Source organism: Pinirhizobacter sp., assembly GCF_036499745.1.
In the GTDB taxonomy this organism is placed as follows: domain Bacteria; phylum Pseudomonadota; class Gammaproteobacteria; order Xanthomonadales; family Rhodanobacteraceae; genus Pinirhizobacter.
In genome coordinates, this window is record NZ_DASYDG010000026.1 from 57,643 (window position 1) to 76,378 (window position 18,736).

Consider the following 18,736-nt stretch of genomic DNA (forward strand, 5'->3'; position numbering starts at 1 on the left):
TCATGCCGAACGAAGAACTGACCCGCGACACCTTGCTTGCCGCGCTTCGGCGCCATATCGGCCGCCGGCATGGCATCACCGCCACGGCGCTCTGTCGCGAGGTGCTCGGTGGCCAGCCGAACGGTGGTGCCGAGCGCCACTTGCGCGAGCTGGTCGTGGAGCTGCGAAAAGCCGGGCATCACGTGTGCGCCCACCCGCGCGACGGCTACTTCCTTGCAGACAGCGCTGAGGAACTGGAAGAGACCTGCGCCTTCCTGCGCTCGCGCTCGATGTCCGGCCTGGAACAGATCGCCGCCATGAAGCGGGTGTCCATCCCCGACCTGATGGGCCAGCTGAGGATGCCGTCATGAAGGGCCTGCGCTTCAGCATCGGCGATATCGCCGTGTTCGCGGTCGCGCGTTGCTCCGACAGCAATCGCTTCATCGACCGGGAATGCATCGTCCGCATGATCGGGCCGTACGCCAGGGGACAGATCCTGCCGCACCCGGTGAAGGGGAACCCATGCTTCGTCGATGCCGACGGTGATTACGTCGTGGTGTTCGCCAATGGCCTAGCGGCGTGCCCGCTGGATTGGCAGCTGAGGAAGCTCGATCCGCCGGCAGAGCCCGAATCGATCACCCGCCGGGAAGACGCGGAGTGCCCGGCATGAGCTGCACGTGCATTCGGAACGTCAACCGCCAGCTGCGCGTCAGCGGGGCGAGGCTCATGACCCTCACGCCGCGTCGCGGCGATCACCAGGCAGCCGGTGCCTCGCGTGTCCTGGTGCGCACCACGTACATCGATCCTACGAATCGGCTGCAGCCAGTCGCAGTCGCCACTCATTGCCCATTCTGCGGCCTGAGATACGAGGACTGACCCATGCCAAAGGCAGCTAAGCAAGCAATACCCTCGGAAGGCGATCAGAAATCGCTTTCTGCCCGCCAGCAGGCAGCGGTCGATGCGCTCACGAGCGCTTTCCTGACCGTCAAGGAAGTCGCCGACCCGGCACCGCCGGCGACTCCTGGGGAAGCGTTCTTCGGGCCCGACTTCGGCTTTGTCGAAGGGCAGCTCAATACGTTCCTATGGACCGCACACGATGCCCTAAAGCAAGCCATCGAGTGCTTCGCAGACTCTGCCGAAGACGGCGTTGAGGTGCCCGATGTCACCCCGCATTGAGGATGACGACGGACTTCCCCCATGCGTGGGCGAAAGCTTCCGCCAAACCACCTATGACATTCACCGCTCCGCCTTTGAGGCAGAGCTCGACGACCAGGAAACCGACCATGAATGACGACACCATCCCTGCTGGCCACCGTCGCGACGGCCAAGGCCGCCTCGTCCCGGAGGCAAACATCAAGCCGATCGATCGACTGCGCGACGAGCTCGTGCGCGAGCTGTACGCCAAAGCGGAGAAGCTCCACGACGCGATCGCCGCCTTCAAGCTGGAAGCGTTCAGCGCGATCGACACGTTCGCCCAGATGAGTGCCGAGGAATACCAGGTCAGCCTGGGCGGCAAGAAGGGCAACATCACCTTGTTGAGCTTCGACGGCGAGATCCGCGTGCAGCGCGCCGTGGCTGAATACATCCAGTTCGACGAGCGCCTGCAGGCGGCGAAGGAACTGATCGACGAATGCCTCCATGAGTGGACGATCGGTGCCCGCCCGGAGGTCTCCACGCTCGTGCAGGATGCGTTCCGCGTCGACGCCGCTGGTAAGTTGCGGACCGGCTCGATCCTTGCGCTGCGTCGCCTGGACATTACCGACGAGCGCTGGCTGCGTGCCATGAAAGCGATCGCCGACGCGGTCCAGGTCGTCGGCAGCAGGAGCTACGTCCGTTTCCACCGTCGTGATGCCAGCGGCGAGTATCAGGCGCTCAGCCTCGACATCGCGGGGGTGTGACCATGTATGCCTTTTGCTACGCGTCTGGCGAAATTAAGTTCGGTCGCTCCGTTCCCAAGGGAGCGATCGAGATCGCACATGGACCGGCGATGTCGCTCAAGAAGTACATCGCCGCTTCCGCCCGGTTGGGCTATGACAACGAAACCCTCCTGGTTCCCGGTGTGCCCGAAGCGCCTGACCAGCAGCTGGCCGGCGATGCACTCGCTCGCTATATGGCATGGCTCGGTCAGCGTTCAGTCGCGGGCGTTGTGGTCAACAGCATGAGGGCTACGGCATGAGCGAGGTCACCCTCCAGATCAACGTCTCGGGCTCGTGGAAGAACCTGATCACCTTCGACGCATCGCGTGCGCCCGAAGTTCGCAAGGCCGTTTCTGGCCTTTCTGCTGCGCTCGGTGCCAGCGCTAAGTGGTGTTTCGTTCATGACGGCGGCCGCCGCGAATGGCTCCAGAACTCGCTGGTCGAAGCTTTTTCAAAGGAGCGGACGCCATGATCGGTGAAGTGCGTACATGCCGTAAATGCGGTTGCACGGAGACCTCGGCCTGCGAGGGCGGCTGCTGGTGGGTTGCGGACGACCTTTGCAGTGCGTGTTACCCGTCGGAGCAACAGCACTCAACGGGAGGTCGACTGATGCGGCAGATCCTTCGGCACGTCGTGCTGCCAATAGTCCTCAATGTCGCCTACCTGGTCCTTTGTTTCCAGCTGACCGGGGCGTTCGGGTTCGCGATGGCCTTGTGCTGGTCGATCTATTTCGGGCTCCCGTTCGGCAAGGGCCCATCGGTCGGCAAGTGGATGCGCGAACGTTCGCGCATCGCCCAGTTCAAGGAGTCCAGCCGATGAGCCGCGACAACATTCTCCGGAAGATCAAGGCCTGCCTGCGTCTGGCGGCCTCGTCGAACCCGAACGAAGCCGCCGCCGCGCTGCGCCAAGCGCAGGCCATGATGCGCGCGCACGGCGTCACGCACGCCGAGGCAATGGACGTCGACGACGCCGCGGTCGGCACACGCTGTCGCGGCACCACGCCACCGAACTCGTTATGCCAGCTGGCGTACCTGGCTGCCCGAGGCTTCGGGTGCCGGATGATCATCGACTTCGAGCGGGCTGGCCGATCGCTTCGAACGATCTTTCGGTTCTACGGCACCGATGGGGCGTCTGAGATCTCGGCATTCGCCTATACGGTGCTCCGCCGCCAGCTCGACGCCGATCGCACGAAGCACACGGCCCGCGTCCGGAAGCGCGGCAACCGCGAAGCCCGTGGCGAACAGTTTGCGCTCGCCTGGGTCGCCGCGGTCGAGCGCCTCTTCCCCGAGGCCCAGGTGCCTGAACCCAAGCGCCTCGCCATCGACGATATGTTCAAACAGCGTCACCCGAACACATCGGTGGGCCCTGGCCGTGACCTGTCCATGAAGGGCAAGGCCGGAGACAGAGACCGTGAGGCCGGGTTCATCGCCGGCACCAAGGCCAAGCTGCACCGGGGTGTCAAGGGCGCTTCGACGCTCGGCCTGGAGCAGCTCCCGTGACGATGGCGCCCGACAGCAAGGCTTCGCGGGTGCTGCGGGTGCTCGCTGAAGGCCCGGCCACGACGGGCGAGGTGGCGGCAGAACTGGGCTGGAACGTCCATCTGACATGCGCCCACCTGAAAAACCTGCATCTGGCCGGCAAGGTGAGCCGGAAACGGTTCCCGGCTCCCGGCCGATTGGTGCGGTTTCTTTGGTCGATCGTGGATGAAGGGATGCGTAATGACGCCAGCCATTAAGGCCAAGCCTGTCCGCAACGGTCAGCTGGCCATGATTCACATCGCGGCCCAGCAGGTCGGCATGGACGACTCGACGTACCGCGACATGCTGTGGTCGATCGCCCGCGTCCGGTCCGCCAAGGACCTCGACCTGGCTGGCCGAGAGGCCGTGCTCAAACACCTGGCCGCTTGCGGCTGGAAAGACGCACGTCGACCCGCTGGCCAGCGCCCTACATATAAGAGGGGCTCCCAGGCGGCGCTCATCCGTCATCTGTGGACTCGTCTGGCCGAGGCCGGCGAGGTGCAGGATGGTTCTGACCAGGCTCTTCGTGCTTTTGTCCGCGGCCAGTCGGCTCCATACCATCCCGGCAAGTCCGGGTGGGACCATCCCAACCTGCTGCCGGCCTGGGTGGCTGGCAAGGTCATCGAGCACCTCAAGCAGTGGTGCGACCGTGCGGACGTGGACCGGTAATGGGCAAGCCGGCCTCCCGCATCCCCGAGCTGATCCGCGACTGGGCGGAGATTGCCGCCGAAGTGCTGGCTGACTCTGGTGTGGGCAAGGAGCGCTCCCAGGAGCTTGGCCTGCAGGTCGTCCGCCGCGTGTGTGAGGCCTACGCTGGCCAGCAGTTCTATATGCCCGTGTGGCTGGCGATGCGGATCACGGAGCGTGACCGTAAGATTGCCACCGAGGTCGCTTCTGGCCGCAGCCCTGACGCGGTCGCCAAGACCTACCAGCTGCACCTCACTACTGTTTATGCCATCTGCCGGCGCGTTGCCGCCGCTGAGCTTGCCGAGCGTCAGCAGACGCTCTTCGCGGACGATTGATAGCAGCCTCGCTGCCTTTCATCCCCTGCAAGTCGTTTTCAGTTTGGCTTCCCGTTATTACCCTTGTCGTCCCTCTATTTCCCGGTTTATCAAACGGTCTAGCCCTGGAATATCAAGACAGGGATTACCTCGGGGCGATGCGTCCCCCAAGGGGTTTCCATGATGAAGTTTGTTCCGTCCGCGCTCGTGGCCGTCCTGTCCCTGGCCGGTTGCGCCCATGCGCCACGCGCGGCCGCACCCGCCACGGCAGCGCAGGCTGCGACACCCGCCGAACCCGCCGGTCCCGGTGCCGACGACAACCTCAATGCCGTCGCCTGGTCGCAGAACGCCAGCGAGCACGACTTCATCTTCCTGCAGACCTTCCGGGACGCCCAGGAGAAACTTCTCAAGGCGAAGAAAGACCCCGCCTGGGACGCGCTGCCGAAAGACGACCGTGAGGCCCATCCCTCATTGAAAGGCCTGAAGCCTGCCGTGGTCCTCGACATCGACGAAACCGCACTGGACAACTCGCCGTACCAGGCGCGCCTGATCCGTTCCGGCGGGGAATTCAACGAAGCCGACTGGGCTGCCTGGTGCAAGGAAGCCATCGCCCGCCCGATGCCCGGCGCGGTGGAGTTCACGAAGTTCGCGGCCGGCCACGGCATCGCGGTGATCTACATCTCCAACCGTGCGAAGGACCTCGACGAGGCCACCCTCGCCAATCTGCGCTCGGCCGGCTTCCCTGTCGCGGGGAAGGATTCCTTCCTCGGCCTCGGCACCTTCGTCGAGGGATGCGAGCAGGTGGGCAGCGAGAAGGGCTGCCGGCGCCAGCGCGTCGCGAAGGACTATCGGGTGCTGATGCAGTTCGGCGACCAGATCGCCGATTTCGCGAACGTGCCGGGCAACACGGCCCAGGGCCGCGAGAAGGCGATGACGCCCTATACCGCATGGATCGGCGAGCGCTGGTTCGTGCTGCCGAATCCCACCTACGGCGCGTGGGAGAGCACTTTGTTCGACAACGACTACACGCTGCCGCGTGCGGAACGGCGCCAGAAGAAGGTCGAGTCGCTTCAAGTCAAGTAAGATCAAATAGTTAGTTGATAGTATATGAGATGTTGCCTTAGCAATATCATCCAACTATCATTCTCCTCGCCGAAACCTGTAGCGCCCAAAGCAATGCAGGCAAGGCCATTTCCCTTTCCGGCTTCGGGCTGGATAACCCCGTGAGGCCTCGCGTCTCCGGGGTTTTTTCTTGGGCGTGTATCCTCCACCTCCCCGCCGACCGCGCCGCCGACCCTTCCCCATGCGCCGCTCTTCCTCCGCCACCTGGGTACTCCTGCTGGTCATCGCGCTGCTTGCCGCCTGCAACCGGCAGAAGGAAGCACCGGGCACGCCGGGCGGCGGATCGCCGGAAGACGCTACCCGCGAATCGCTGGCCCTGCTGCGCGACGGCAAGTTCGACCTGTTCTGGAAACATGCGCTGCCGCCAGCGGACTTCGCCACGCTGCGTGCCGACTGGCCGCGCCGCAACGCCGCACAGGCGCCGATCAACCCCGACGACGAGGCAAAGTTCGAGGCAGGCGTGAAGCGGCTGACCGAGCCGGATGCGGAGAAGAAACTCTTCGCCGAGCTGCGTCCCACCCTCGTCCGCTTCGATCGCGACTACAAGGACCAGATGCCGCTCGTTTCCGGTGTCGGCCAGTCGATGGCGCTCACCGCCATCGACCAGGACAAGGACCTCACGCTGTCGCAAAAGCGTCAGCTGCGGGAAGCGGTGAACGTGATGGCGCCGTGGACGCAGACGGTGGGCTGGGGCGACCAGTTCAAAGCGAAAGAGGCCATCGGGATCGTGATCGACACCGCGCGCAAGGCGAACCTGTCCACGCCGGAAGCCTTGCATGCGATGACCTTCGAACAATCCATGGCCACATGGTCCGTGGCGTGGCTGGGCTTCAAGCGCCTCCTCGACGTATACGGGCTTTCGATCGACAAGAGCTTCGAGTCGGTGAGCATCGATACGATCGAGAGCAACGGCGGCTCGGCCCATGTGAAGATCGCTTACACGCTGCTCGACAAGCCGATCCAGACCGATGCCACCCTGGTCCTCCTGGACGGCCGCTGGTATGACAGCGACCTTCTCCAGCGGGTCCGCGACGAGCACGCCCGCCTGGCGCCTCCTGCGCCTGCGACCAGCACGCCCCCGCCTTCCTCCACGGCCGCGCCACCCCGGATCCAGGCTTCCCGCGCTCCCATGCCGGACGCCAGGGGCCGTTGAAGCCGTACAATCCCACGATGTCCGAAATTCCAATGAGTGCGGATCCGCACGTCCATGTCGCCCGATCGCCCTGGTGGTTCAAGCTGCTGGGTCGCATGCTCGAACCCTGGGTCCGGATCAAGCGCGATCCGGCCGAGCCCACCGCCCTGCTCGTCAGCGGCGCGGCAGTCTGCTATGCGATCGAGCGCGACGGCACTTCCGACGCACTGATCCTGGAGCGCGCCTGCCGCGAGGCGGGCCTGCCCAGCCCGATGCAGCTTCTCGACCTGCCGGGCCGCCGCCGGCGCTCGGTGTTCTCGCTCAGTCGCCGGCACGGCTGGCTGTTCGGCCGCACCGACGCCCGTGGACCGCGCGAGCCGATCGGCCAGCTGATCCGCGCCATCGAGGACGACCCGTCGCGCGACATCCAGGTCGTGCCCGTGTCCATCTACGTCGGCCGCGCGCCGAATCGCGAGACCGGCTGGTTCAGCGTGCTGTTCGCGGAAAACTGGCTGGTGGTCGGCCGGTTCCGCCGCATGCTCGCGCTACTGCTCAACGGCCGCGACACGGTAGTGCATTTCTCCGCACCAGTGTCGCTGCGCACGGTACTCGAGGAGTCACGCGGCCTGACGCCGGAGCGGCTGACGCGCAAGATCGCCCGCGTGCTGCGCACGCATTTCCGCCGTATCCGCGCCGCCGTGATCGGACCCGATCTTTCCCATCGCCGCACCGTGGTCGACGCCGTGCTCAACACCGAACCCGTGCGCGACGCCATCGCCGCCACGGCGAGCAAGGAAAACATCACACTGGCCAAGGCGCAGCGCCGCGCGCGCGACTTCGCCCTCGAGATCGCCGCCGACTACTCACATCCGGTCGTGCGCTCCACGTCGTTCCTGCTGTCGAACTTCTGGAACAAGCTCTACGACGGTATCGCCATGCACCACTTCGACAAGGCCCGCGCCGCCGCGCCGGGACACGAAGTGGTGTACGTGCCCTGCCACCGAAGCCATACCGATTACCTGCTGCTGTCTTACCAGTTGCACCATTCCGGCGTGGTGCCACCGCATATCGCGGCGGGCGTGAATCTCAACCTGCCGGGGGTGGGTCCTATCCTTCGCCGCGGCGGCGCGTTCTTCCTGCGCCGCAGTTTCAAGGGCAACGCTCTCTACTCGGTGGTGTTCAACGAATACCTCGCCCAGCTGGTCGATCGCGGCGTGCCGCTGGAATACTTCATCGAAGGCGGCCGCTCGCGTACGGGCCGCCTGCTGGCGCCACGCGCCGGCATGCTCGCGATGACCGTGCGCGCCTTCCTGCGCGCGCCCCGCCGTCCGGTGATGTTCCAGCCCGTGTACATCGGCTACGAGAAGCTGATGGAGGGCAAGTCGTACATCGGCGAGCTGACCGGCAAGCCCAAGGAAAAGGAATCGCTGATCGCCCTCGTCCGCGGACTCAAGCTGCTGCGTCACCGCTACGGCCACGTCACGCTCAACTTCGGCGAGCCCATCCTGCTGACGCCGATACTCGACGAGGCCGCGGCGAACTGGCGCGAGACCACCGCGGATCCGGACGTGAAGCCGGAATGGATGAGCGGCCTGGTCGACGACCTCGCCGAACGCATCCAGGTGAACATCAACCGCGCGGCCGACGTGAACCCCATCAACCTGCTGGCCCTCGCCCTGCTGGCGACGCCCAAGCACGCGATGGCGGAGAACGACCTGCTCGCGCAGCTCGAGTTGAGCAAGGCGATGTTCCAGGAACTGCCCTATTCCGACCGCGTCACCATCACACCCATGAACCCGCAGGGCATCGTTGCCTATGGCGAGCAGATGGGCTGGATCCGCCGCGTGCGACACCCGCTCGGCGACGTGCTGGTCACCGACGGCGAGCAGGCGGTGCTGCTTTCCTACTTCCGCAACAACGTGCTCCACCTCAACGCCGCCGCGGCGTGGGTAGCCGCGTGCTTCCTCAACAACCGGCGCATGTCGCGCTCGTCGGTGCTGCGTCTCGGGCGCCTCATCTATCCCTTCATCCAGGGCGAACTGTTCCTGCCCTGGGACGCGGACGGTTTCGCCGCGCAGGTGCAGGACACCATTGAATTTTTCGTTCGCCGCGGCATCCTCGAGGCCAGCGGGGAAGGCCGCGTGCTCGAGCGCGGGCCGGGCCAGGACGACGGCGCCTATCAGCTGCGCGTCATCGCGCGCAGCATGCTGCAGGCCTTCGAGCGTTACTACATCGCCATCGCCGCGCTGGTGAAAAACGGCCCGCACACGATGAGTTCCGGCGAACTGGAAACCGCCTGCACACTCACCGCGCAGCGCCTGAGCCTGCTCAACGAGTTGTCCGCACCGGAATTCTTCGACAAGGCGCTCTTCCGAGGCTTCATCCAGAAGCTGCGCGAGGTGAAGGTCGTCTGGACCGATCCGGCCGGCAAGCTGGATTTCAGCGACGCGCTGGAAGACATGGTGCGCGATGCGCGTGTGATCCTCGCCCGCGAGGTACGCCATTCGATCCTGAAGATCACCCCGGGCGGCGAGAACGACCGCGACTACGACGCCCGTCCGCCCGTGGACCCCGACGACGGCTCCGCCGGCGAATCGCTGCACGACCGCCACGTCGCGAACGAGCGCGAGCGGCACGAAAAACACCACTAGCGCCCCCTGCGGGGCAACACGAGTACCATCACGCCATGGAAAACGAGAAAACCACCCACTTCGGCTTTCGTGACGTCCCGATGGCCGACAAGCAGAAGCTCGTCGGCCAGGTGTTCACGTCGGTGGCGCGCAACTACGACCTGATGAACGACCTCATGTCGTTCGGCGTCCATCGTTTGTGGAAACGCCACTTCGTGGCGGTGAGCGGCGTGCGCCGCGGCGACCGCGTGCTGGACCTGGCCGGCGGCACCGGCGACATCGCAGCCTTGCTCAAGCCCGTGGTGGGCGACGAGGGTGAAGTGGTGGTGGGCGACATCAACGCCGCCATGCTGGGCGTGGGCCGCGACCGCCTTACCGATCGGGGGCTGGTGGCCGGCTTGCGCTGGGCGCAGATGAACGCCGAAGCCCTGCCCTTCCCGGACTCAAGCTTCGATGCCGTCACCATCGCCTTCGGCCTGCGTAATGTCACCGACAAGGACAAGGCCCTGGCCGACATGTGCCGCATCCTGAAACCCGGCGGCCGCGCATTGGTGCTGGAGTTCTCGAAGGTCAAGAGCGATCTCTTCAGCAAGCTCTACGATTTCCATTCTTTCAAGGTGCTGCCGAAGCTCGGCCAGTTGTTCGCCGGCGACGCCGACAGCTACCAGTACCTGGCCGAATCGATCCGCAAGCACCCCGACCAGGAAACCCTGAAGGGCATGATGGAGCGGGCCGGCTTCGGAAGGGTGGAAGTGCGCAACCTGTCCAATGGCATCGTGGCGATCCATCGGGCGTATAAGTTCTAGTCCGACTCGCGCGATTGCTGCAAGCCATTAGATCTGTCACGCGTGAAAATGAATCTCCTTTGATTGGAGATGGATTGTGCCCGTAGTCCAGAAATTTATCGCGCCTTCGAACCAGCCGACGTCAGTTCCACATCAGCATGCAATAGCGGCTCCTCGCCCCTCACTGGTCGCCAACGCCAATGACCAGCAGGCACGTCCAGCTCGTCGTGGCGGCGAATCAATCCCGCAATCAACCTCGAAGACGTGCTGCGATGCTGGAGGCAGCTGGCTCCATGACCAATGGCCCGGCTCGAGGGTCATTCTGAAAGATAATCCATTGACGGAACAGGAACTCGCCGCACTTGATGCTCTGAACCAGGTCATCGAGGAGCACGCCGTGGACAGCACAACAGATGACTTTATGGATCAAAGGCAAGCAACCTATCTGAACCTGGCGAAGTCGGGATTCGGCAACACGTTGAGGAATGCCCACAAGACTCAGATGCGGTTGTTGGTCGCACAGAAGGACAGGTTCGTGTGATCGACCAAGCCGAGCGGGGAACGCCAATGCTCACGGCGTACACCAAGCTGCCAGACGACCCGCAACCGATGAGCCCTGTACGCCGCATTGCTAACGTCATTTCTTCGCATCCAACCCGATGGCGTTACTTCGCTTCGACGAACGCGCTCAGGCCACCCGGGTTACCGAGGGACACCGCAGTGAGAGACGTGTACGTGCCACTGGCAGCACACCCTGGCCCATCCCGCACCTGAACGGCGGACAAGGTGGTGGCATACTCCGGGTTTCGCCCCATCCCCGGAGCCCCACCATGCGTTACCTGCCCGCCGTCGCGCTTGCCGCGTTCGCGCTGCCGTTGTCGGCCTTTGCCGCGGATCCCGACTCCTATGCCCAACCGTCGGTGGTCCGCGTCACCCACCTGGATCTGGACCTGGCCGTGGACTTCGACCACAAGGCCCTGGTGGGCACGGCCACGCTGAAGCTGGACTGGAAGGATCCCAAGGCCCCGGCCCTGGTACTGGACACCCGGGACCTGAAAATTGCCAAGGTCGAGGCGCTCCGCGCCGGCGGCGCCATCTCGCCGCTTAAATTCACGCTGGCGGCCAGCGACAAGGAACTGGGCGAAAAGCTCACCATCGAGGCGCCGAAACATCCCTCCCAGGTACGCATTACCTACTCCACCGTACCCACCGCCTCGGGCCTGCAGTGGCTCACTCCGGAGCAGACCGCCGACAAGAAGCAGGCGTTGATGTTCTCGCAGTCCGAATCCATCCACGCGCGCTCCTGGGTGCCGCTGCAGGATTCCCCGGCCATCCGCTTCACCTACGACGCCCACATCACGGCGCCGAAGGGCGTCCGGGTGCTGATGAGCGCGATCAACGACGCCAAGCACCCGCTCGATGGCGACTTCACCTTCGACCAGCCGCACCCGATTCCGTCGTACCTGCTGGCGATCGCCGCCGGCGGCCTGGAGGTCCGCGAGACGGGTCCCCGCAGCGCGGTGTACGCCGAGCCGGGCGTGGTGGCGAAGGCGGCGCACGAGTTCGAAGACACCGAAAAGCTGATCAGTACCACCGAGAAACTTTACGGCCCCTACGCGTGGACGCGTTACGACATCCTGGTGCTGCCGCCCTCCTTCCCCTTCGGCGGCATGGAAAACCCCAATATGACTTTTGCCACGCCGACGGTGCTGGTGGGCGACAAGTCCCTGGTGTCGCTGGTATCGCATGAACTGGCTCATTCGTGGTCGGGGAACCTGGTCACCAGCGCCGCCTGGCGCGACATCTGGTTGAACGAGGGCTTCACCACCTACGTGCAGGGTCGCATCACCGAAGCGGTGTACGGCAAGACGCAGGCCGATGAAGAGGCATTGCTGTCTGCCCGTGCACTGGAAAAGGGCCTGGCCAAAATGCCGTTGAACTCGCAGAAACTCACGCCCGATCCGCGCAGTGTCGGTGCGGACGACGCGCTTTCGGATGTGGCTTACGACAAGGGTTCATGGTTCCTGCGCACGCTGGAACAGCGCTTCGGCCGCGACAACTTCGACGCTTACCTAAAGGGCTATTTCGCACACTTCGCCTTCCAGAGCATCGATACCGAAACCATGCTTGCCTACATGAAGACGAACCTTCTGGATAAATACCCCGGCAAGATGAGCGAAGCGGAAGTGCACGCCTGGGTGTACGAACCCGGGGTTCCGAAGGACGCCCCGTTGCCCACCGTGGCGCGCTTCGACAACATCGATTCAGAGCGCACGAAATTCCTCGCAGGGTCCCTCACCGCCGACAAGCTCGATGCCAAGGGCTGGAATACCCAGGAATGGATGTACTTCCTGGACCGCCTGCCCGACGCACCGCCGCTGGCCAGGATGCAGGAACTCGACGCCGCCTGGCACCTCACCGGTACCCCCAACGCAGAAATCGGCATGCGCTGGTACGCCCATGCCATCGCCGCTGGCGACAAGGCCGTGTGGAACGCCGCGGGTGAGCACATGCAGCGCATCGGCCGGCTGTACCTGACCACCCCGGTGTACCGGGCCTTCGCCGCTACGCCCGATGGACTGGCGTTTGCTGAAGGCGTCTATGCCCGTGCCAGGGACGCCTACCACCCGATGACGCAGAAAGCGGTGGAAGGCATTTTCGCCAAGGCGAAAGCCCGCCAGGGCAAGGCCAACTGACCATGTCACGTCTTCGTCCCCGTCCTGTTTCCAATGACCCGCGACCGTTATGGAAGCGCCTGCTCTATCGCCGCCTGAAATTCATCGGCGGCATCGTCGGCGTGCTGGTGCTCAGCTTCGGCTTCGCCTACCTGTTCGAGCCGCAATGGCTGCTGCGCATGGACACGATGCGCAAGGCGATGGCGGCCAACCTCGACACCCACAGCATCGAAGCCGGCGACACCAAGTGGTCGTATTACGAAGGCGGCAACGGCCCTACCCTGGTGCTGTTGCATGGTTTCGCGGCCAACAAGGATGTATGGCTGGATTCGGCCAAGGAACTGACCAAGAATTTCCACGTGATTGCCCCCGACCTTCCCGGCTGGGGTGATTCATCACGCGTGGAAGGTGGCCGGTACGACGTGGACAGCCAGGTGGCGCGGCTTGATTCGTTCTTCGACCGCATGGGCCTGCGCGGTTTTACCCTGGTGGGGCATTCGATGGGCGGCGCGATTGCCGGCGCCTACACTGCGGACCACCCGGGCCGCGTGTCGAACCTGGTATTGATGGATTCGCTGGGCCTTACCTTTAAACCCAACGACTTCGCCAAGGCGGCGTTGAACGGCAAGGATCCGTTCGTATTCGACGACCGCGCCGGTTTCGAGGCGATGATGAAGCTGGTGTTCCTGAATCCACCGAAGGTACCCGGCCGCATCGCCGATGCTTACGTGCAGCAGAACAAGGACAACCGCGCCTTCATCGAGCATACGTTCGATGAGTTGAAGCCAGAGTCACAATCGCTGGCGCTGGATTCACGGCTGTCGAAACTCACCGTGCCGGTGCTTGGCCTGTGGTGCCACGACGACAAGGTGATCGACATCTCAGCGTTGGATACCCTGCGCAATGGCCTGACCAACGCCAAGGCGATCAGCAGCACCATACTGAACGGCTGCAATCACATGCCGCAGATGGAGAAGCCGGATGAGTTCTCGAAGGTCATTACCGGATTCGTGATGGCGCATTGATCCGGTAGCCTAACCCAGGCACGAGAAGGGTCCCATTGGGACCCTTTTTTTTGAGATGACCGGGAACTTGAAGCGCTCCTGTCGCATCGTGGCTAGGCTGGGATTTTCCTCCGGAGATCTCGACATGTGTGCACCACCTACGCCACCTCAGCCCGCCCCTCCGTTTACTTTCACTCCATTCACTCCTCACGATGTAGCTCAGGGACCGGCTGAAACACCGCGCCAGGACGACCGCCACTATTCAGCACGCGGGGTTCTTGCGTCGGCGCTTGAATCCATTCGCAACACCTTCCAGGATCCTCGATTCGTCGCGGCGTATATGGTGACGTCGATATCGACCATGGCCTATCGATTCTGGGGCGAGGGCTATAACGCGGGGTATGCCGACGGCTTGATGGAAGCGGCACACGATTGTCGGTTGAACGCCGGCAACCAGGCAGCCGGCTATTTACTGGGATGTGACCATCTCAATGGGTGCGTGACGTCGACAGCTTTGTCGCTATCGAATACGTGCTATCCCTGGGACGCCATCTGAGCCGCCCATCTATTTCTTTCTAGTCCGCAACGTCCGCTACGAGCCGCTCAAGCTCCGCCTTCAACCCCGACCCGTTCGCACGCAGCCAGTCGCGCTGGTCGCGCCAGTCGGGGGTGATGGATTCCACCCAGGCCCAGAATTTGCGCGAGTGGTTGCGCTGGCGAAGGTGACATAGTTCGTGCACCAGCACGTAGCGGAGCGCGGCGGGCGGCGCCAGCGCCAGCGAAAGGTCGAGATTCACGCGATCGCGCGCATCCAGGCTGCCCCACAGGCTCTTGAGCGGACGCACGCGCAGCCCCGTGGGCGCGGCGCCCACCAGTGGCACCAAGGTGGCGAGCCAGCGTGAGACATCACGGCGAATCTGCGCTTCAAGGAAGGAAGCGATAAGCCCACGCGCCACCGGCATCGTGCGGCTGGACGGACGCGGCAACACCAGGGTCAGTGATTCGCCCACGTGCTCGATACGCGGATAGGGGCCATCGGCCCAGAAGAGGTCGGTCTCCTGTCCACGCAAGGGAAACGTGGTGGGCACGCCCACGCGCAACGGTGGCGGACGTTCCCCATCAAGATTGAGCTCGTCGAGCTTGCGTTCGAGCCAGTCGACATTGGTGCGCAGGAAAGCACTGACCTGCGAAGGATGCGTGCCGCGTGGACAGGTGATGCGCGCGCCCTTGGCGGTCACGGTGAGCCGCAATCGACGGGCACGCGGATGCACGGACTTCAGCACGCGGATCGTTGCCCCCGCGGCGGTAGGCAATTCTAGCCAGTCGCCCTGCTCGAACATTGCTGTCGTTTACCCGTTGCCACCGTGGAACCTGAGTTTCGGCCACGGCCGTCGCGGATGCTGCGACTGAGATTCCCCGCCGCCCGATCAATCCGGGCGGGGCAGCTTGAACCATTCGTCGAGCTTGCCCAACAGGCGCTCCAGCTCCAGCGTCAGCAGGGCAAAGCGGGCATCCATCTCGGCCGCAGGTGAATCGTGGGGGCTATCGCCCATTTCGTCCAGTACCACGTCGAGGAACTTCAGCTTCCTGACCACCAGGTCTTCCCCCAGGACGAAGGTCATGCGGTCGTCGAAGGTCAGGCCAAGCTGGAATACCTGCTTACCGTTTCGCAGGTGTTCGCGGACTTCCTCTGTCTCCAGGTCCTGACGGCGGCAGCGGGCGATGGCGCCGGTGGCGGTAGCCGGATCCCTGAGCTCCACTTCGTCGCCCAGCGCCAGCCCCGCGGGCAGGTTGCCGGTAGCCAGCCAATCGGTCATCAGGGCCCGGGGGGATTCCTCCGGGGCCAATGGGACGGCCGGGAAACTACCCAGGGCCTCGCGGATCTGCGTCACGCCGTTCTCGGCCGACTTGCGACTGGAGCTATCCACCACCAGCCAGCCGTGCTTACGATCGGCGTACGTGGCCAGGCGGGAGCTGCGGACGAAGGCCCGCGGCAGCAGTTCGTTCAGGACATCGTCCTTGATCCGCTTACGCTCACGGCCGTTGACCTTGCGGCCTTCTTCCTCTGCGATCTTCTGCACGCGGTTGTGAAGTTCGTCATTGACCACCGAGGACGGCAGCAGCTTGTCCTCACTGCCCACCATCACCAGGGTGGATGCCTTCACCGTGTGGGTGAGGGCTTCCTCGTTGCGGCCCAATGGGGAGACAAAACCGCGGGTGGACATTTCCATGGGGCCGACCGGCCGAAGGCGATGTTCAGCCAGGGCTTCATCGAGTTTTTGCAGGTCGTCGGCAACAGTGGCGGAGAAGCGGAACAGCGTCAGGTTACGAAAGAACATGGATGCCTTGGATTGCGTCGTGGGCAAACGACGAATGATACCGACCCGCCGCCTGTTCGGGGTCTCGGCCCTGACGAGACGCCACCTTCGACTACAACCGCAGTCCGAGCATGCCGGCCATGATCGCGGTGGCCAGGAGCACCCCGCCGCCGGCGATCGTCCAGGCGACCCTGTCGGCCGTGCCCTGCGACACTTGGTGTTGGAGAAGAATGAGTCGCAGGCCGCACCCCAAATGCGCCACCAGGCAGGCGACACCCAGCGCGTAGTGCGGAATCAGCCTCACGTAGCCGGCAAAAAGGCCCTCGGGAGCCGACGTTGCCCAAAGCCAGTCGGTGTCCACACCCCGCGATCGCGTGGAGAAGGTGGACGTCAGGTGCGAGAAGAGGAAAGCCGCCAGGTAGGCGCCAGTGAGGGTCTGCAACGTTCCCAGTACATCCGTACGGGTGGCCGTGGCGCGGCGTGCCAGAACCAGGCCGCTGCCCATCATGAAGACCACTCCAATGATCAGCACCGGTTGCACGACGGCCGACCGGTACCAAAGCCGCAGTTCGGTCATCACCCGGTGCTGGACCTCGGAGCCAAGCAGGGCGCTCAGGTGGTTGGCCAGGTGCCAGCCAAGGAACACCAGGACGAGGCCCGCGGCGACCGAACCGTGGAGGGCAGCAAGCCATGCCGGAGTGGACGGGACCACCGCGGGGCGTTCGTGGGACGGAACCCTCATGAGCGCGATCGCAGCGAAGGCAAGCCAAAGGATCGCCCAAAGGATCAGCTCCTGGGTTTTGAGCCCCAGAAGGCCACGGTACCCGCCGGCCGCCACGTAAAGCGACGGCGTAGCGAAGGCCAGGTGCGCGATCCTGCGGCTGAAGAGCTCCCTCCGTGACAAAGGCAGCTTGCTGTTGGCGCGCGCCAGGACAAACCCGAGCACCGGCAGCGCGAAGGCGAGTAGCAGGAACAGCACGACACCGGCCCACGCCAGCGATTGGGCCGATACGGTTCCGGCCCCCACCGCCACCCGACCGGCGAAGTGGAACAGCTCAAGCCATACCGGGTACAGCAACATCGCGACGATGACCACAGCCACCGTGGCTCGGGGAGCGATGAATGGTCTGGCCTTTAAAGCTACGGTACTGGTCATTTGGCGATCCTCCCTGGTGCCAGTAAAGCATGTGCTTGGCCTATAGTATTGGGCCATTTTCATATACGCGGATTGGGCCATGAGCACCCTCCGGCGTCTTCCCTTTGCCATCAGCAGACAGGGGGAAGGCTCGCTCCAATCCAGGATCCACAACGACATTCGCCAGGCGATCCAGGCCGGTCGGCTGGCGCCAGGCGCGCGGCTGCCTTCAACCCGAAGCCTGGCCTCTGAACTGGGCGTGGCGAGGGGAACGGTCGACGCCGTCTATGCCCGGCTGACGGGCGAGGGATACATCGTCGGCCGCGGCTCGGCGGGCACGATCGTTTCGCCAACCGTTGTCATGCGAAGAAGCGCACCGCCCGTATCGCCACCATCAGGTTCGCTTATCACGGCAGCCATGCCGATACGATTTCATATCGGCCTGCCCTCGCTGGATCTCTTTCCCTACACCCGTTGGGCGCGACTGGTATCGCAACACGCCAGGAAGCTTTCACCGATCGGCCCGCATCATCCCAACCCGGCCGGGTTGCCGGCGTTGCGAGAGGCCATCGTCGGGTATCTGGCCGTGGCCCGGGGCTTCGCCTGCCATCCAGCCCAGGTTTTCATCACCGCCGGCTACCAGGGAGCCCTGGATCTCGCGACACGTCTGGTCCTTCGGGAGAAGGACAGCGTCTGGTTCGAAGATCCTGGTTATTCGTTCGCCCGGGATGCCCTGGCTGCAAAACCCGTACGGGTGGTTCCCGTCCCCGTGGACGGGGAGGGCTTGCGCGTGGATGACGGCATCGCCCTGGCACCCCAGGCTCGACTTGCCATCGTCACACCGTCCCACCAGAGCCCACTGACGGTAACGATGTCCCAGGCGCGCCGCCAGTTGCTCCTGGATTGGGCGGAGGGCGCCGGTAGCTGGGTCGTCGAAGACGATTACGACAGCGAGTTCCACTACGCAGGGTTCAGGCCTGCAGCGCTTAAGAGCATCGATGCCGCCGACCGGGTGTTCTTCGCCGGAAGTTTCAGCAAAACCTTGCTACCGAGCCTGCGCCTGGGATTCCTGGTCGTCCCTGAAACTTTCATTGCCGCCGCCGGGGAGGAGGCGACGGCGATGCACCGCGGCGAGGCGGCATTCATGCAGCAAGTCGTGGCCACCTTCATCGCGGAGGGGCATTTTTCAAGGCATTTGCGACGCATGCGCGCCCGGTACGACGCACGTCGCCGCGCCCTGGCGACGGCATTGACGTCGGCCTTCGGCGATACGGTAGAGATTCGAAACCAGGGCGGTGGCCTTCACCTCATCGCCCAGTTCCATGGCCATGGCGCGGATATCGACATCATGGCCAGGGCCAGGGCCAGCGGGCTATGGGTATCAGCCTTGTCGGCACAGTCGACGGTTCATCCGGCAGGTGATGCCCTGATGCTGGGATTTGCGAACATCCCGGAACAGGAGGCGGCGAAGCACGTCGCTGCCCTGAAGCGAGCGATTGCCTCCCATCCCTGATCGAAGCGA

At 64.1% G+C, this 18,736-nt stretch carries 22 protein-coding genes; 19 read left to right on the top strand and 3 right to left on the bottom strand.

Annotated features, from left to right (window positions below; all coding sequences use genetic code 11):
- Positions 1 to 2 precede the first annotated feature (2 nt).
- The 18 genes from VGM61_RS08970 to VGM61_RS09055 all read left to right on the top strand — a co-directional run bounded on the left by VGM61_RS08970 (position 3) and on the right by VGM61_RS09055 (position 13,782).
- Positions 3 to 350 (top strand): hypothetical protein, encoded by a 348-nt coding sequence (locus VGM61_RS08970; protein ID WP_331522431.1) that lies wholly within the window; start codon positions 3 to 5, stop codon positions 348 to 350.
- Positions 347 to 649 carry a hypothetical protein gene (locus tag VGM61_RS08975; protein WP_331522433.1) on the top strand — a complete coding sequence of 101 codons (303 nt, stop codon included), beginning with the start codon at positions 347 to 349 and terminating at the stop codon, positions 647 to 649. Before VGM61_RS08970 ends, VGM61_RS08975 begins: the two co-directional genes overlap by 4 nt.
- Before the next feature lie 209 nt (positions 650 to 858).
- Positions 859 to 1,155, top strand: a complete 297-nt coding sequence (locus VGM61_RS08980) for a hypothetical protein (protein WP_331522435.1) — start codon at positions 859 to 861, stop codon at positions 1,153 to 1,155.
- Between the two features lie 107 nt (positions 1,156 to 1,262).
- Complete coding sequence (locus tag VGM61_RS08985) at positions 1,263 to 1,877, top strand: DUF3164 family protein (RefSeq protein ID WP_331522436.1); 615 nt, start codon at positions 1,263 to 1,265, stop codon at positions 1,875 to 1,877.
- 89 nt (positions 1,878 to 1,966) lie between these two features.
- Positions 1,967 to 2,155, top strand: a complete 189-nt coding sequence (locus VGM61_RS08990) for a hypothetical protein (protein WP_331522437.1) — start codon at positions 1,967 to 1,969, stop codon at positions 2,153 to 2,155.
- Positions 2,152 to 2,367 carry a hypothetical protein gene (locus VGM61_RS08995; protein ID WP_331522439.1) on the top strand — a complete coding sequence of 72 codons (216 nt, stop codon included), beginning with the start codon at positions 2,152 to 2,154 and terminating at the stop codon, positions 2,365 to 2,367. The genes VGM61_RS08990 and VGM61_RS08995 overlap by 4 nt, the downstream gene beginning before the upstream one ends.
- 137 nt (positions 2,368 to 2,504) lie before the next feature.
- On the top strand, positions 2,505 to 2,714 hold the full coding sequence (locus tag VGM61_RS09000; protein ID WP_331522440.1) for a hypothetical protein: 210 nt from the start codon (positions 2,505 to 2,507) through the stop codon (positions 2,712 to 2,714).
- Positions 2,711 to 3,394, top strand: a complete 684-nt coding sequence (locus VGM61_RS09005) for a DUF7168 domain-containing protein (protein ID WP_331522441.1) — start codon at positions 2,711 to 2,713, stop codon at positions 3,392 to 3,394. The genes VGM61_RS09000 and VGM61_RS09005 overlap by 4 nt, the downstream gene beginning before the upstream one ends.
- 2 nt (positions 3,395 to 3,396) lie before the next feature.
- Positions 3,397 to 3,630, top strand: a complete 234-nt coding sequence (locus VGM61_RS09010; RefSeq protein ID WP_331522544.1) for an ArsR family transcriptional regulator — start codon at positions 3,397 to 3,399, stop codon at positions 3,628 to 3,630.
- Positions 3,614 to 4,081 (top strand): regulatory protein GemA, encoded by a 468-nt coding sequence (locus VGM61_RS09015; protein WP_331522443.1) that lies wholly within the window; start codon positions 3,614 to 3,616, stop codon positions 4,079 to 4,081. Before VGM61_RS09010 ends, VGM61_RS09015 begins: the two co-directional genes overlap by 17 nt.
- Positions 4,081 to 4,434, top strand: a complete 354-nt coding sequence (locus tag VGM61_RS09020) for a Mor transcription activator family protein (RefSeq protein ID WP_331522444.1) — start codon at positions 4,081 to 4,083, stop codon at positions 4,432 to 4,434. The genes VGM61_RS09015 and VGM61_RS09020 overlap by 1 nt, the downstream gene beginning before the upstream one ends.
- Positions 4,435 to 4,593: 159 nt before the next feature.
- Positions 4,594 to 5,496, top strand: a complete 903-nt coding sequence (locus VGM61_RS09025) for a 5'-nucleotidase, lipoprotein e(P4) family (protein WP_331522445.1) — start codon at positions 4,594 to 4,596, stop codon at positions 5,494 to 5,496.
- Between the two features lie 220 nt (positions 5,497 to 5,716).
- Positions 5,717 to 6,688: a hypothetical protein gene (locus tag VGM61_RS09030; RefSeq protein WP_331522446.1), complete on the top strand. Its 972-nt coding sequence runs from the start codon at positions 5,717 to 5,719 to the stop codon at positions 6,686 to 6,688.
- A 32-nt stretch (positions 6,689 to 6,720) separates the two neighbouring features.
- Positions 6,721 to 9,318, top strand: a complete 2,598-nt coding sequence (gene plsB / locus VGM61_RS09035) for a glycerol-3-phosphate 1-O-acyltransferase PlsB (RefSeq protein WP_331522447.1) — start codon at positions 6,721 to 6,723, stop codon at positions 9,316 to 9,318.
- Between the two features lie 35 nt (positions 9,319 to 9,353).
- Positions 9,354 to 10,103 carry a bifunctional demethylmenaquinone methyltransferase/2-methoxy-6-polyprenyl-1,4-benzoquinol methylase UbiE gene (gene ubiE, locus VGM61_RS09040; RefSeq protein ID WP_331522448.1) on the top strand — a complete coding sequence of 250 codons (750 nt, stop codon included), beginning with the start codon at positions 9,354 to 9,356 and terminating at the stop codon, positions 10,101 to 10,103.
- Positions 10,104 to 10,179: 76 nt separating this feature from the next.
- Positions 10,180 to 10,623: a hypothetical protein gene (locus tag VGM61_RS09045; protein ID WP_331522449.1), complete on the top strand. Its 444-nt coding sequence runs from the start codon at positions 10,180 to 10,182 to the stop codon at positions 10,621 to 10,623.
- A 289-nt stretch (positions 10,624 to 10,912) separates the two neighbouring features.
- Entirely contained in the window at positions 10,913 to 12,778 is a 1,866-nt protein-coding gene (locus VGM61_RS09050) for a M1 family metallopeptidase (protein WP_331522450.1), read from the top strand.
- Between the two features lie 2 nt (positions 12,779 to 12,780).
- A complete protein-coding gene (locus VGM61_RS09055) occupies positions 12,781 to 13,782 on the top strand; it encodes an alpha/beta hydrolase (protein ID WP_331522451.1) in 1,002 nt (333 codons plus the stop codon).
- Positions 13,783 to 14,336: 554 nt separating this feature from the next.
- Here the strand turns inward: VGM61_RS09055 and VGM61_RS09060 are convergent.
- The 3 genes from VGM61_RS09060 to VGM61_RS09070 all read right to left on the bottom strand — a co-directional run bounded on the left by VGM61_RS09060 (position 14,337) and on the right by VGM61_RS09070 (position 17,235).
- Complete coding sequence (locus VGM61_RS09060; protein ID WP_331522452.1) at positions 14,337 to 15,101, bottom strand: SprT family zinc-dependent metalloprotease; 765 nt, start codon at positions 15,099 to 15,101, stop codon at positions 14,337 to 14,339.
- An 87-nt stretch (positions 15,102 to 15,188) separates the two neighbouring features.
- The gene (locus VGM61_RS09065) at positions 15,189 to 16,100 is read right to left on the bottom strand and encodes a recombination-associated protein RdgC (RefSeq protein WP_331522453.1); all 912 of its coding nucleotides are present in this window, start codon (positions 16,098 to 16,100) and stop codon (positions 15,189 to 15,191) included.
- A 91-nt stretch (positions 16,101 to 16,191) separates the two neighbouring features.
- A complete protein-coding gene (locus VGM61_RS09070; RefSeq protein WP_331522454.1) occupies positions 16,192 to 17,235 on the bottom strand; it encodes a hypothetical protein in 1,044 nt (347 codons plus the stop codon).
- A gap of 79 nt (positions 17,236 to 17,314) precedes the next feature.
- Between VGM61_RS09070 and VGM61_RS09075 the strand changes: the two genes are divergently transcribed.
- Complete coding sequence (locus VGM61_RS09075) at positions 17,315 to 18,727, top strand: PLP-dependent aminotransferase family protein (RefSeq protein WP_331522455.1); 1,413 nt, start codon at positions 17,315 to 17,317, stop codon at positions 18,725 to 18,727.
- The last annotated feature ends 9 nt before the right edge of the window (positions 18,728 to 18,736 follow it).